Origin of the sequence: Streptomyces sp. NRRL F-6676 (assembly GCF_000725625.1) — a bacterium.
In the GTDB taxonomy this organism is placed as follows: Bacteria; Actinomycetota; Actinomycetes; order Streptomycetales; family Streptomycetaceae; genus Streptomyces.
This window is the reverse complement of record NZ_JOHS01000051.1, coordinates 34,199-47,578: the sequence shown is the minus strand read 5'-3', so window position 1 is coordinate 47,578 and position 13,380 is coordinate 34,199. Positions and strand designations below refer to the sequence as shown.

Annotated in this window: 12 protein-coding genes and 2 pseudogenes; 8 read left to right on the top strand and 6 right to left on the bottom strand. The window is 69.0% G+C overall.

Annotated features, from left to right (window positions below):
• The first annotated feature begins 236 nt into the window (after positions 1-236).
• From IO29_RS25810 to IO29_RS25795, 3 genes are all read left to right on the top strand, one after another.
• Positions 237-539 (top strand): putative quinol monooxygenase, encoded by a 303-nt coding sequence (locus IO29_RS25810; RefSeq protein ID WP_063738056.1) that lies wholly within the window; start codon positions 237-239, stop codon positions 537-539.
• Positions 540-875: 336 nt separating this feature from the next.
• On the top strand, positions 876-2,006 hold the full coding sequence (locus tag IO29_RS25805) for an alpha/beta hydrolase (protein ID WP_158709267.1): 1,131 nt from the start codon (positions 876-878) through the stop codon (positions 2,004-2,006).
• A 315-nt stretch (positions 2,007-2,321) separates the two neighbouring features.
• A complete protein-coding gene (locus tag IO29_RS25795) occupies positions 2,322-3,476 on the top strand; it encodes a N(5)-(carboxyethyl)ornithine synthase (protein ID WP_030377333.1) in 1,155 nt (384 codons plus the stop codon).
• 139 nt (positions 3,477-3,615) lie between these two features.
• On the opposite strand, the pseudogene IO29_RS37010 reads toward IO29_RS25795, so the two are convergent.
• The 3 genes and pseudogenes from IO29_RS37010 to IO29_RS25780 all read right to left on the bottom strand — a co-directional run.
• A pseudogene (locus tag IO29_RS37010) lies at positions 3,616-3,726 on the bottom strand (thioredoxin family protein); the annotation flags it as partial.
• Between the two features lie 165 nt (positions 3,727-3,891).
• The gene (locus IO29_RS25785) at positions 3,892-5,505 is read right to left on the bottom strand and encodes an MFS transporter (protein WP_030377335.1); all 1,614 of its coding nucleotides are present in this window, start codon (positions 5,503-5,505) and stop codon (positions 3,892-3,894) included.
• A gap of 134 nt (positions 5,506-5,639) precedes the next feature.
• Positions 5,640-6,467 (bottom strand): annotated as a pseudogene (locus IO29_RS25780) (FAD-dependent oxidoreductase).
• Positions 6,468-6,557: 90 nt separating this feature from the next.
• Between IO29_RS25780 and IO29_RS25775 the strand changes: the two are divergent.
• Together IO29_RS25775 and IO29_RS25770 are read left to right on the top strand one after the other, a co-directional pair.
• Positions 6,558-7,169 carry an XRE family transcriptional regulator gene (locus IO29_RS25775; RefSeq protein ID WP_030994036.1) on the top strand — a complete coding sequence of 204 codons (612 nt, stop codon included), beginning with the start codon at positions 6,558-6,560 and terminating at the stop codon, positions 7,167-7,169.
• A gap of 153 nt (positions 7,170-7,322) precedes the next feature.
• Entirely contained in the window at positions 7,323-8,216 is an 894-nt protein-coding gene (locus IO29_RS25770) for a class I SAM-dependent methyltransferase (RefSeq protein WP_030377337.1), read from the top strand.
• A 144-nt stretch (positions 8,217-8,360) separates the two neighbouring features.
• Here IO29_RS25770 and IO29_RS25765 read toward each other — a convergent pair whose 3' ends face one another.
• Positions 8,361-8,867, bottom strand: a complete 507-nt coding sequence (locus IO29_RS25765) for a MarR family winged helix-turn-helix transcriptional regulator (RefSeq protein WP_030377338.1) — start codon at positions 8,865-8,867, stop codon at positions 8,361-8,363.
• A gap of 133 nt (positions 8,868-9,000) precedes the next feature.
• Between IO29_RS25765 and IO29_RS25760 the strand changes: the two genes are divergently transcribed.
• From IO29_RS25760 to IO29_RS25750, 3 genes are all read left to right on the top strand, one after another.
• Positions 9,001-9,753, top strand: a complete 753-nt coding sequence (locus tag IO29_RS25760) for an SDR family NAD(P)-dependent oxidoreductase (RefSeq protein WP_030377339.1) — start codon at positions 9,001-9,003, stop codon at positions 9,751-9,753.
• A 12-nt stretch (positions 9,754-9,765) separates the two neighbouring features.
• Positions 9,766-10,674 (top strand): NAD-dependent epimerase/dehydratase family protein, encoded by a 909-nt coding sequence (locus IO29_RS25755; protein WP_030377340.1) that lies wholly within the window; start codon positions 9,766-9,768, stop codon positions 10,672-10,674.
• 121 nt (positions 10,675-10,795) lie between these two features.
• Positions 10,796-11,653, top strand: coding sequence for an alpha/beta fold hydrolase (locus tag IO29_RS25750; protein WP_030377341.1), 858 nt, complete (start codon positions 10,796-10,798; stop codon positions 11,651-11,653).
• A 205-nt stretch (positions 11,654-11,858) separates the two neighbouring features.
• On the opposite strand, the gene IO29_RS37005 is transcribed toward IO29_RS25750, so the two are convergent.
• Positions 11,859-12,107 carry a transposase gene (locus IO29_RS37005; RefSeq protein WP_158709268.1) on the bottom strand — a complete coding sequence of 83 codons (249 nt, stop codon included), beginning with the start codon at positions 12,105-12,107 and terminating at the stop codon, positions 11,859-11,861.
• Positions 12,108-12,185: 78 nt separating this feature from the next.
• Positions 12,186-13,037: an NAD(P)H-binding protein gene (locus IO29_RS25740; RefSeq protein ID WP_199806947.1), complete on the bottom strand. Its 852-nt coding sequence runs from the start codon at positions 13,035-13,037 to the stop codon at positions 12,186-12,188.
• Positions 13,038-13,380: the final 343 nt, after the last annotated feature.

Here is a 13,380-nt window from a genome sequence, read left to right as displayed (position 1 = left end):
CCAAGCTCTCAACTTCGTTCGAGCAGGGGGGACCCCCACCGCGTCGACTCCCTCCTCCGCCTTGCAGCTGCACGCACCAGACCCCGCTCACCGGCATTGCAACGGCACCCTCGGCCTCCTGCGACCTGATCCAAACGACAGGCCCTAGCCCTCACCACTGCTTCGCCGGCACCTGCGCCGACGAGCCCCCCCGGATCGCCGTCCAACGACGGTGCACGACAAGCAAGGAGACAGCCGTGATCGACCCGCGCCAGCCCGGCAAGGTCCTGCGGTTCAAGGCGAAGCCCGGCAAGAGGGACGAACTGTTCGCCCTGTGCGCCAAGTTGAGTGACGAGTCCGCTGCCACGGACAAGGTCATCATCGCGCGCGCCGAGGACGACCCCGACACGTTGTGGGCGATGGAGTTCTTCAAGAGCGACGAAGCACTCGCCGCCCAGGACGCCGACCCCAAGTGGGACGTGCTGCACGCCCAGATCGGCGCGCTCATGGAGGAAGACTTCACGCTCGCCCTGGTCCGCGCCTACTACGCGCACTTCTGATCCACCGCCCTGCACCGTCGGGCACCCGTCCGGACGGCCGGCTCTACGGACACCGTGATCTGGTTGTCGCGGGGCATCCACTGCCCCGCCCGGCTCGTCAGTCAGCTCAGGGCCCGCCGAACTGACGTACTCCCGCCTCCGGTTACACACGGTCCGTCGGCCGGAGACTTCGGCACTGTCCGGGCCGCAGCGGCAGTGCCGGACAACTCGTGGCCGCCTCGCGCGCCCCGCCCCGGGTGCGGCCGGTTCTACCGTCCGCTCCCGCCGCCAGGCCGGATCGCGACCGCCGGTCTTGCTCTCATGCCCTTCGCGGGCCCCTGTCTTTGGAGAACAACCATGACTGCACACCGCCGTACCTTCTCGGCGAAGACCAAAGCGCTCACGGCCGCGCTGGTGGCGCTTGCCGTCGCAGGCATCGTCGTGCCGGTGATCACCGCCGCGCAGGCAGAGCCCACCTCCCGCGCACGATCGGCCACAGCGCACACCGTCCCGAGCAGCGTGCAAGAACGGCACCCCGACGCGGCCTGTTACGAAGTGCGAGTGCCGGTGTCGATCCAGAGGATAGGAAAGGCCCACATATACGGGGAACTGTGCCGGCCACGCCATCAGACCAAGGCGAGCGACACCGTGCAGCTGCTCGTCCCGGGCTCCACCTACAACCACAGCTACTACGACATGCCAGTGGAAGACGGTCGCTACTCCTACGTCACCAAGGCCCTCGCCGACGGCTTCTCCACCTTCAACATCGACCGGCTCGCCACTGGTAGGAGCACCCTGCCGCCCAGCTCCAAGTACACCCTGAGCTCCGGCACCGAGGCCATCCACCAAGTGATCGCCGAGCTGCGCGCCGGCCAGATCAAGGGCCGCTCGTTCGACAAGGTCGTCTGGGTCGGCCACTCGCTGGGCTCGTCCATGGCCTGGTCCCAGGCCGCGACGTACGGGGACGACGTCGATGCGTTCGTGCTCACCAGTATGAGCCACGTCGTCCGCCAGGAAGAACCGTCCGACAGCGGCCCTGGAGAGGACGTCCAGTTCGAGATCAAGGCGATGGATGATCCCAAGTTCCGCGGTCAGATCAATGACCCCGGCTACCTGACCACGAACGCCGGCATGCGGCAGTTCTTCTACTACACGCCCAACACCGATCCGGCCGTCATCAAGGCTGACGAGCGGCTCAAGGACGTGAGCACCTCAGCGGACTCGGACAGCGCAGTCCTTCCTCCGGCGCAGTCCCCCTCACGTTCGATCAAGGTGCCCACCCTCCTGGTCACCGGGGACAAGGACCAGTACTGCACCGCCGGTACGTGCACCCCCAAGACGATGCTGGCCAACGAGCGGCCGTACTACTCCGACGAGGCCCACCTCAAGTCGATCGTCGTACCCAACAGCGGCCACGACGTGCAGCTGCACAGAAACACATCCCAGACGAACGCGCAGATCCTGCGCTGGATCAAGGCCACGGTGTAACGCTGCCCGATCGCGGTCCAGCCTCTCGCCGGACCGTCCGGTCGCGCGAGCTCGCCCGGATGCTGGGGTCCGCCCCGTTCCTGTTCACCTCGGGTCTGCCGGAGGTGCCGCGGCTCGGGGAGCGGCTGGTCCGGGCCCGGGTCGAGGCCGGCGCCACGGGGCTGGTGCTCCCGAGTCGTCCCGCGTGCGGGCGCCGGCGGCCTCTCACGACGACGTCTTCCAGCGGGCGGATCTACGGCTCGTGTTGCGACCGCAACCGGATCCAGGCCCCGCACCCCCGGGATGTGCTAGACAGGTAACAATCAAAGGGGTATTTTGCAGCAGCTCAAGCTCGGAATCATGTCGCAGACCCGGAAAGAGAACGAGCACCGTCTGCCGATCCACCCAGCGCACTTCGATCGCATCGACGTCGACCTTCAGCACAGCATCTATCTGCAAACCGGCTACGGCGAGCACTTCGGTGTTTCGGACCGTCAGCTTGCACCGTGGGTCGCCGGTTTTCGCTCACGCGAGGAGCTGATCGCGGAGTGTGACGTCATCCTGCTGGCCAAACCGTTGCACGAGGATCTGGCGGAGCTGCGGGAGGGGCAGGTGCTGTGGGGGTGGCCGCACTGCGTGCAGGACGAGAAGGTCACGCAGGCCGCCATCGACCGCAAGCTCACAGTGATCGCCTTCGAGGCGATGAACCACTGGACCCGGGAGGGTACATTCAGCCTGCACGTTTTCCACAAGAACAACGAGCTGGCCGGCTACTCGTCGGTGCTGCATGCCATGCAGCTGACCGGGGTGACCGGTGACTACGGGCGTCGGCAGCGGGCGGTGGTGATCGGCTTCGGCGCCACCGCCCGCGGCGCGGTAACCGCGCTCAGCGCGCTGGGCGTTCACGACGTGGACGTACTGACTGCCCGCAGCATCGCCGCCGTCAGCTCACCGATCCACTCGGCACGGATCGTCCACTTCGACCACGACGTGGCCGACGACACCCTCGACCCGCGGCGCAGTATTGCGCTCACTGAGGACGGTCCGGAGCCGCTGGCCACGTTCCTCACCGGGCACGACATCATCGTCAACTGCGTGCTCCAGGACACCGCGGCGCCGCTGATGTTCCTGACGGAGGAGGACCTGCCGAAGCTCGCGCCCGGCACCCTCGTCATCGACGTCTCCTGCGACGAGGGCATGGGCTTCGCCTGGGCTCGGCCCACCACCTTCAACGACCCGATGCTCACCGTCGGCGACCACGTCCACTACTACGCCGTGGACCACAGCCCCTCCTACCTGTGGGATGCGGCCACCTGGGAGAACAGCGAGGCGCTGATCCCGTTCCTGCGGCCGGTTCTCGAAGGGCCGGACGGCTGGGACGGCGACCGCACGATTCGCGGAGCGATCGAGATCCGCGGCGGCACCGTCCAGGACCCCGCGGTCCTGGCCTTCCAGCACCGCGCCGAACAGTACCCGCACGCGCCGCTCTGACCCGACTCCGTCTGGTCGGCGGCGTACCCACACCGGGTACGCCGTCGACCAGACGCCCCAGCCTTCCGTGAGCCGTGACTCGTACGTCGCCCACTTCCCGGACCTTGCGTCGCTTCCGAGGACAAGACCGTGAGACGAACCCGAACTTGCGGCAAGGTAGGCACCATTCGGTCCAGAAATCGATGATGACGAAGTCGTTGCCGGAGATGACCTCGTTGAAGTTGTTCGCGGTCAGCTCGATGGTGGTCATGAGTGTTGCTCCTGTATGTGGTTGGGGTACGGGGCTGGTTGGGTACGGGGTTGGGCTCAGGGCGCTGTGCGGCGGCCGTCGGGCACACCGCGACATCGCAGTGCGCCCGACGGCCGTTGGCCGTGCGGGGGAGGCGTGCTCCGTCCGCACGGAGTTCCTGTGAGGTCAGCGGGAGGCGACGCTCTCCGCGGCCCCGGCCTCCGGGGCTGCTTTCCCGTCGGCTTCGGCGGGGGCGGTGTTCTTCGGGCCTCGCAGGGCGACGTAGACGAGCAGGACACCCATCACGGCAGCGCCGATCCACATGGCTTGCTGCCAGCCGTCGACGAAGGACTGCTGTGCGGCGTGGATGAGGTTCGGGGCGTGGCTGCCGGTGGTGGGTGCGACCTCGATGGCGGTGGCGATGCCTTCGCGTGCGGTGTCCGCGGCCCCATCGGGGATGCCGTCGAGCCTGCTGTCGATGGCGCTGCGGTAGCCGCCCGCCAGGAGCGCGCCGAGCATCGCGACACCAAGGGCGGTGCCGAATTCGCGGGTGACGTCGTTGAGCGCGGAGGCAACTCCCTGCTTGCCGCGGGGAAGTGAGCCGGTGATGGCTTCGGTGGAGGGCGTCATGGACAGTCCCATGCCGATGCCCATGGCGATCATGCCGGGCAGAATGGACAGGTAGCCGCCCTCGACGGTCACGAACAGGGCCATCAGCGCCAGGCCGAGCGTGCCCAGCGCGACGCCCACCGTCATGGTGGCGCGCGCACCGATCCTGGCGGCGAGCTTCGGGGCCAGGCCGGAGGTCATCATCATCATGACGGCCATCGGCATCAGCGCCGCTGTGGACAGCAGCCCGGACCAGCCGAGCACGGCCTGGAAGAACGGGAAGAGGACCACGGCGATGCCGGCGAAGACGCCGAAGACGACCAGCAGGGTGATCGAGCCGGAGGCCAGACCACGCTCACGGAACATGCGTACGTCAAGGAGGGCCGCGTCGCGGCGGTGCAGCTCCCAGGCGACGAAGGCGAGGGCAGCGACGACGCCGACGGCCAGGCTGAGCAGGGTGATGGAGGCGGTCCAGCCGCGCTCGGGGCCTTCCTGGAGGACGAAGATGAGCGCGATCACGGCGATGGCGGAGACCAGTGCACCGATGGTGTCGAAGGAATGCGCGGAGCGCTCACGGGAGTTGGGCACCGACTTCACGGTCATCGCCAGTGCGACGACCGCCAGGACCACGGGCAGCACGAACAGCCAGCGCCAGTCGGCGACATCGACCAGGAGGGCGGAGAGGAACATGCCCAGGATGCCGCCGCCTCCGGCGACGCCGGTCCACACGCCGATGGCCTTACCCCGTTCCTCCTCGGGGAAGTTGGAGGTGATGACGGACAGCGTGATCGGCATGATCATCGCGGCGCTGACACCCGCGGCCACACGGGCGCCGATCATCACCGCGGCCGACGGGGCGAGCCCGGCCACGACACTGGCGGTACCGAAAAGGATCAGCCCGGTGATCAGCAAGGGCTTGCGGCCGAAGCGGTCACCGATCGCGCCGAGCGGCAGCAGCAGCGCGGCCAGGGCGAGGGTGTAGATATTGATGATCCACAGAACCGTGGTCTGCGAGGCGCCCCACTCCACAGCCATATGGGTCTGGGCGACATTCAGCCCGGACACCGAGGCGATGACAGCCATCAGCGCGAGCGAGACGGTGATCAGGATCGCGCGCAGCTGACGCGCATCCAGCGCACCCTCACCGCTGGTCGGTGTATCCGGTGCCAGGGGAGGCTTATGGGTACTCATGGTTTCCTTCCGAAAGGGCATGCCGACTCAGCGCCGGGACAGAGCCGGTCGCCAGGTTGGTGACACAGGGACTTGCTCACCGCGCGGACCACTGGACCGCGGTCGCGCGGATGTTCAGCAGCGGGGCTTGAGGGTCAGCCGGTGGGTTTCAGTGCGGCGGCGAGCGCCGCGCCGGTGTCCGCCGTGGCCAGCAGGGCGTTGATGTGCGAGCCGGCCGACGCGGAGGCGCCGACCTGGGCGCTGAGGCCGGTGGCGTTGCCGGCCACCCACACACCCGGGATCTCGGTGGCGCCGGCCATTGCGGAGGCGAAGCGGCGGCCGATGCCGTCGGGCAGGTCCTCCATCGGCAGACGCAGGCCCTCCAGGCCCTCGCTGCGGGCTTCCATCCGGGTGGCGACAGCCAGGACCGTCCGTGAGCTGGCGGAACAGCCAGGCGTGGTGGACGGAGAGAGGGCCGGTGGCGACGATGCCGATGGGCTCATCGCCTACCTCATAGCCGTGGCAGTAGGGGCAGTGGACCACGCTGTCTCCCCAGTGCTCGGCCAGGCCGGGCACCTCGGGCAGCACGTCGCGCAGGCCGGTGGCCACCAGAACCCGGCGCGCCGTCAGGGTGCGGCCGTCGGCCAGGGTGATGGTGAACCGCAGGTCGCCGTCCGTGGCGGGGGCGGCGGGTTCGGCCACGGCGACGTGCCCGAAGACGACCTGGCCGCCGTACTGGCGTACCTGTCGGCGCCCGCGCTCGGAAATCCCGGGGGCGGCGTGCCGTCCAGGACGATGGAGCCGTGCATGGCGGCGGCGGGTGCGTTGCGCGGGGTGCCGCTGTCGATCACGACGACCGAGCGGCGCGAGCGGGCCGGCATCAGCGCGCCGTTCAGGCCCGCGGCGCCACCGCCGATCACCACCACGTCCACGGTCTCGGTGGGCAGGGGATCGCTCTCGTCGTGGAGAATCTGCGCAGACATGTCGCGCCCTTTCGTCGTACCTGCCCCCGTGCTGAGCCATCTGTCTTCGACGTTAAGCCCACTTTGCATCAAGGGCATACGATGTTGCCCATGACGCAAGAAGATGGGCAGCTGGACAGCCTCGTACGCAAACGGATCCGCGCGCTGCGCGTCGCGCAGGGCTGGTCCCTGGAGGAACTGGCCACCCGGGCGAACCTCAGCCAGTCCTCGCTGAGCCGGATCGAGAACGGTCAGCGCCGCCTCGCCCTGGACCAGCTGGTGACCCTCGCCCGCGCTCTGGACACCACGTTGGACCAGCTCGTGGAGAGCGCGGCCGACGATGTCGTCATCAGCCCGATGATCGACGGCACCCACGGCCTGATGCGCTGGCCCATAAAGGGTGACCCCGGTATGAGCGTGATGCGTCAGCGGATGACCGACCCGCCGCCCGACAATCCGGCCCGGATGCGCGCCCACCCCGGCCGCGAGTGGCTGGTCGTACTGTCCGGCACCGCTGTCCTCATGCTCGGCCACCGGCGCTTTCGCATCGAGACCAACCAGGCCGCCGAGTTCCCGACCATGATGCCGCACGCCATCGGCGCCGAGGGCGGCCCCTGCGAGATCATGGGCATCTTCGACCGCGACGCCCGCCGCGGTCACCAGAAGGACGCGGCCGCCGGCACCGAGGCCGACTGTGGAGACGCCCAAGGTCCATGCGAATGAGCGTCCACGGTCCGCGCGAAGAGCGCGCCGCCATCGCGTCAGAAGCCCGAAGCGGTGGATGGTCTTGCGTGCCTGGCAGCGCACGCATCGACCTCATTGCGCATTACGCAAATGATCGTGCGGATGGCGCATGGCGGGCCTACGGTGGCACCCATGACCCAAACCCACCGGCACACTCCCCACCAGGGCCAAGGCGGTCACCACCCCGGCCATGGCCATGACGGCAACCATGAGCACAGCGACAGCGGGCAGGCGGAGATCCTCGATCTGGATGCCGAGGTGCTCGCCGAGCACATTGCGGCCATCACCGCCTGGCTTCCGCTGAAGAGCGAGCCGCGCCAGATCGTGGACCTGGGCTGCGGCACCGGCGCGGGCGCCTTCGCGCTCCTCGAACGCTTCCCCGACGCGCATGTGACCGCCGTCGACTTCTCGGCCGGGCATCTTCAGCTTCTGCGCGAGAAGGCATGCGCCCGCGGCGTCGAGGGGCACATACGGACCGTGCAGGCCGATCTCGACAGTGCCCATTGGCCCGACCTCGGCACACCGGACCTGGTGTGGGCCTCGGCCTCGATGCACCACATGGCCGACCCCGACCGCGCCCTGGCGAGCGTCCGCGACCTGCTCGCCCCCGGGGGCCTGTTCGCCGTCGTCGAACTCGCGGGCTTTCCCCGCTTCCTGCCCGCCGGTGCCCCTGAGAGCCGGCCCGGCCTCGAAGAGCGCGCCCACGCCGCGACCGACAGCTTCCACGCCGAGCACGTTCCGCACCGCGGCGCCGACTGGGGCCCGATGCTGACCGCCGCCGGCTTCACCGTCGAGGCCGAGCGCACCCTCACCGTCAACATCGAGGGCAGGCACAGCGAGGCCGTCGGGCGCTACGCGCTCAGCACTCTTCAGCGCATCCGTGGCGTAGCCGCCCCCGCCCTCAGCCCCGAGGACCTCACCGCACTCGACGAACTCCTGGACACCGACAGCCCCAGCAGCCTGCTGCGCCGCGAGGATCTCGCCGTACGCACCGAGCGCACCATCTGGGCCGCCCGCCGCGCCTGACCCGGCAGCCCCGCACCCCACGTTGCCTGCCGGGCAACCCGGCACCGGACTGCTTGCCGCACACCGTGCCGGGCATCCCCGGCAAGTGGCGCACCACCGAAGCAGACCCTACGGCCCCGGCTGGGTCTTCGAAGGCCAGTGTGGCTAACACTCCGCGTCATCGGGGGCGATGACTTCGCGCTGCGCGGTCTGTGCGACGCGGGCGAGCAATGTTCGCAGTCGCTCGGTGTCCGCGGGGTCGAGGTCGGCGAGGAGGCGTGACTCGGCGGCGCCGAGGCTTTTCCGTACTTCCATGAGGCGGGCGCGTCCGGTGTCGGTAATGAGGACCTGGCGGGCGCGTCGGTCGCGTGGGTCCGGCTTGCGGGTCACCAGGTGGTGGGCTTCCAGGTCGTCGAGGAGGTAGGTCATCACGGTGCGGTCGAGACTCACCTCGTTGGCCAGGGCGAGTTGCGAAGGGGGCTCGCTTCCGCCGGCCAGTGCCACCAGGACCAGGTAGCCGCGGGCTCCGCCGGGCAGGTCTGCGACGGAGTCGGTGGCGACTCGGCGGAACGCCGCGGAGACCATGCGGATCGCCCAGCCCAGGTCGGTGTCCAGCGCCAGGGATTCCGCCTCGGCGCGCGGCTTCTTGTTCTCGGACGTGGATGCGCTCACCCGCACACCGTACTACATGTGCTCAACGACAGATGTTCTTGTTGACAGAACATCTGTCGTGCATAGTGGATTGCGGAAGGGCACCGAGGCGATCCGCATCGGGCGCCGAGAGCACCACAGAAGGAAGGTCACCATGAGCGCCGACATCGCTTTGCAGGGCCGCACCGCACTCGTGACCGGAGCGACCTCAGGCATCGGCAAGGCCATCGCGCAGAATCTGGCAAGCCAGGGCGCGATCCTCGTCCTGCACGGCCGCGATCAGGCCCGTGGCGAAGCCCTGGTCAAGGAGATCGAGGCAGAGGGCGGCAGCGCCCGTTTCATCGCCGCAGACCTCACAGACGCCGATGACACGCTGCGCCTGGCCGCCGAGGCGGGAGCGGTGGACATCCTGGTCAACAGCGCGGGTCTGTACGCGTTCGCCCCTACGGCTGCGAGCGACGCCGCGAGTTTCGACCGACAGGTCGCCATCAACACACGTGCCCCGTTCCTACTGGTCGGCGCGCTGGCACCAGGCATGGCCGAGCGTGGCCACGGCTCGATCGTGATCGTCGGTTCCAGCGCGGCACGCATGCCCGCCCCCGTCGGCGCCGCCTACGGAGCCTCCAAGGCCGGCGTCGAGATCCTCACCCGCTACTGGGCCACCGAGTTCGGCCCGTCGGGCGTGCGGGTCAACACCGTCTCGCCCGGCCCCGTGCACACCGAGGGCACCAAGGCCATGCTCGGCGAGCACACCGCGATGCTGGACAAGGCCAACGCCCGCGGCCGTGCCGGAGACCCCAGCGAGATCGCCGAGATCGTCTCCTTCCTGGTGGGCCCGGCCAGCTCCTACGTCAATGGCGCGGTCTTGTTCGCCGACGGCGGCGAGCTCAGCGCCCTGCCCTCCTGAGGAAGCCGCGCCATGAACATCTTCATCATCGGCGCCACCGGCTTCGTCGGCGGCGCCCTCGCCCGGCGCCTTTCCGCCGAAGGCCACACGGTCACCGGCCTGGCCCGCACCAAGAGCGCAGCCGCCACCCTCGCCTCCCAGGGCATCACCCCCGTGGCAGGAGACCTGGACGAGCGCCGCCCCGCCGTCATCGAGGCGGCCCAGGCCGCCGATGCGGTCATCTATGCCGCCCAGAGCGGACCCGAACAGGAGACCGCGACCGTTCAGGACCTCACCCGGGCCCTGACCGGCACGGACAAGACACTGATCTTCCTGTCCGGCAACGGAGTGCTGGTCCAGCGCACCGCGGGCGCCTGGAGCCCGGACGTCTTCGCCGAGGACGACCCGTTCACGCCCGAACCCCTGGCCGACTACCGCAAGGCCGCCGAGGACACCGTCCTGGCCACCGCCCAGGACGGGTTGCGCGCGATGGTCATCCGGCCCGGTCTGATCTGGGGACCCGGCGATCACGGCCACGTGTCGATGGTCTACCAGTCGGTGGCCGCGACAGGAGCAGCCTGCTACATCGGGGAAGGGCTGAACACGTACAGTCACGTCCACATCGACGACGTGACCCGCCTGTTCTCCCTCGCCCTGGAAAAGGGCCGACCCGGCGGGCTCTACCACGCCGTGGCCGGAGAGACCCCCAACCGCTGGATCGCCGAACGCGTCGCCACCGACCTCGGCGTCAAGACGCGCAGCCTCACCTCCGAGGAGGCCGCCGGAGTGTGGGGCGAATTCGGAGCCCTGATCATGGCCGTCTCCGGCCGCATCCGCGCCGTCCGCGCACAGCGGGACCTGGGCTGGCAACCGCGGCACACCGACATGCTGACCATGATCGGCGAGGAACGTCTGCGCCGGCTGGCCACCCCCGCAGGGTGACCACGGCTTCGCCACTGCCACGTGCCACCCGCGGTGACGAAGCCTCCACCTCGACGCCCCTCCATCACGCCTTCCCGCAGCACACGTGTCGACCATTTGTCTTCAATGAAAGGCCCCTGTGATGAGCACTGCCGACTGGCTTCCCGACGGCTTCTCCACGCAGCAGATCGACACCAACGACACCCGCCTGTCGGTCGCGGTCGGCGGCAGCGGACCGGTTCTGGTCCTGCTCCATGGCTGGCCCCAGACCTCACGCGCCTGGGCCCGCGTCATGCCCGACCTCGCCCGAAACCACACCGTCGTCGTTCCCGACCTGCGCGGCACCGGCGACAGCGACCGGCCTGAGGGCGGCTACGCCAAGACCAACCAGGCCGACGACATCCGCGGCATCCTCACCACGTTGAACCTCACCGGCCCCGTGGCTGTTGCCGGCCACGACATCGGCTCCATGGTTGCCTTCGCCTGGGCCGCCGCCCACCCCGAGGACATCTCCCACCTGATCCTGATCGACTCCCTGCTGCCCGGCCTCGGCTTGGAGGAGGCGATGAACGTTGCCGAGGGCGGCATGTGGCACTTCGGCTTCTTCATGACCCGTGACATTCCGGAAATGCTCTTCGATTGCCACGAACTGGAGTTCTTCACCGCCACGTTCACCGCCATGTCCAATCCTGGCACCTTCAGCGACCACGACCTTGCCGCTTACGCCCGGGCGTACACCGGCCGCGAACGGCTGCGCGGCGGCTTCGAGCACTACCGCACCCTCCTGGACGACGGCCGCGAGAACCGCGCCCTGCTCGCCGAGCGAAAGCTGCCCATGCCCGTCCTCGCCGTCGGCTCCACCCGCTCCGGCACCGCCACAGCCCAGGCCCTGGCCCCCCACGCCGACGACGTCCAGGGAGCGGTCGCCCCGACGGGGCACTTCGTCGCCGAGGAAGACCCCGACTGGTTCACCAAGACGGTGAACGGCTTCCTCGCCTGACATCCGACCGGCCCCCACCGGCCCCCACCGGCCCCCGACTGTCCGGTCGACTTCCGTGCACGATTGGCGCCGGCAGAGAAATCTCGACGCTGGCATCCAGAGGAGTGCCGCTGATCCGGCCGCGACAGTGGCGTGGGGCCGGTGCGGGCCGTATGCGTTTCGATGCCATCGCCGAACTTGGCGTGCCCAGGCGGTTTCGTTCGGATCAGCGGGCGGACCAGAGGAAGAGGCCCGCGATGTGAAGTCCGGCGAGGTAGATGGTGGCGGTCGTCTCGTCGCGAATGGCGATGCCGCGCCACTGCTTCAGGCGGCTGATGCACCGCTCGACGGTGTTGCGCTGCCTGTACGCCTCGCGGTCGAAGACCGGCGGTGAGGACGAACGCCAGCGGCCACCCCGCTTCGGCGTCCGGTCCGGGAGCAACGGCTCGATCCGCACCCACTGCGCATCAGTCAACGGCAACCCCGAACAACGACCGTTCGAAACAAACGAAATGGCCCCAGTTCAGTTGCCGGTACCTTCAATGGCGCACGCTCACTCCAGGGCAGAGCCGGCGGCCGATGGGGCGGGTTGGGTGAGGATTGCGGTGACAGCCTGGTCGAGGGTAGTGGCTGGGTGACCGAGGACGTGCTGAAGATCGTCGGTCTGCTGCTCCAGGGCGCCGGCACGGACCTGCTCCTCGAGCCAGCCCTGGGCGCCGGGCGCGCGGTCGTTCCGGTCTCGGCGGGCGACGGGCTTGCCGGAGATGCGGCTGAGTGCGCGGGCGAGCTGGTTGTACGTCCACAGGCCGCCGGTGAAGTCGTAGGCGCGGCCAATGTGACAGTCCTCGGTGAGGACGCGGGCGGCGGCCGCGGCAAGATCGCTGCGGAAGGCGGTGTTGATACCGCGCCCGCCGGTACCGTCAGCCAGTTCACCCGAGGTGACGGCGGCGTGCAGGCCCGGGTTGAGGAAGGCCTCGCTGTAAAAGGGGTGGCGCAACAGTGTGTGGGGCAGTCCGCTGGCGAGCAGGGCGCGCTCGGTGGAGTGGTGAGCGGCGGTAACGCCGCTGGCCTGGGTATCGGCACCCAGAAAACTGGTGTAGGCGATCGAGCCGACTCCGGCGGCGCGGGCCGCGTCGATGGCTGCCTGGTGCTGGCCGACGCGGCGGGAGGGTTCCAGCTCCGGAGACGAGATCAACAGCAGTTGGTCGGCTCCTTCGAACGCGGTGCGCAACGACGCCGGATCATCGTAGTCACCGAGGCGGACTTGGACACCGCGAGCGGCGAGATCGACAGCTCCGTCGGGATCGCGCACCGCGGCTACGACGCGATCGGCCGGCCTCCGGGCCAGTAACTGGTCGATGACCAACCGGCCAAAAGCCCCCGAAGCGGCCGCCACAACAATCATGCACAACTCCCTCGCTGCGATGTCGCCGCCGACGCGGCGGTTCGGACCCGGTCGGTCCGAACGTCCGCTCACCATCGACGAACAGCGAACCGCGCGTCAAAGCCTTTTTCACGGACCCTGGATCGTGGGCTCGACAACGACAACCATTCGGGCAGAGAACCTGCGTTGCGCATTCATGGAGCGCTTGGGAACCGGGTGCATGAGCCCGAGGCGGCGGACGCTCTGGTCGGGAGTGCCTTGAACGACGACGGTCGGGAGTTCGTCGAGCACTGGTGCGTGCGGGTCGGAACGCGGGCTGTGTCTGGCAGCCCGCTGCTTGGTCTGGCCGGCCTGTGCCTGGGAC

Excerpts from the sequence above, each read along its gene's own strand:
- IO29_RS25805 (WP_158709267.1), top strand. The coding sequence starts at position 876 with ATGACTGCACACCGCCGTACCTTCTCGGCGAAGACCAAAGCGCTCACG.
- IO29_RS25785 (WP_030377335.1), bottom strand. The coding sequence starts at position 5,505 with ATGAGTACCCATAAGCCTCCCCTGGCACCGGATACACCGACCAGCGGT.
- IO29_RS25775 (WP_030994036.1), top strand. The coding sequence starts at position 6,558 with ATGACGCAAGAAGATGGGCAGCTGGACAGCCTCGTACGCAAACGGATC.
- IO29_RS25770 (WP_030377337.1), top strand. The coding sequence starts at position 7,323 with ATGACCCAAACCCACCGGCACACTCCCCACCAGGGCCAAGGCGGTCAC.
- IO29_RS25760 (WP_030377339.1), top strand. The coding sequence starts at position 9,001 with ATGAGCGCCGACATCGCTTTGCAGGGCCGCACCGCACTCGTGACCGGA.
- IO29_RS25755 (WP_030377340.1), top strand. The coding sequence starts at position 9,766 with ATGAACATCTTCATCATCGGCGCCACCGGCTTCGTCGGCGGCGCCCTC.
- IO29_RS25750 (WP_030377341.1), top strand. The coding sequence starts at position 10,796 with ATGAGCACTGCCGACTGGCTTCCCGACGGCTTCTCCACGCAGCAGATC.
- IO29_RS25740 (WP_199806947.1), bottom strand. The coding sequence starts at position 13,037 with ATGATTGTTGTGGCGGCCGCTTCGGGGGCTTTTGGCCGGTTGGTCATC.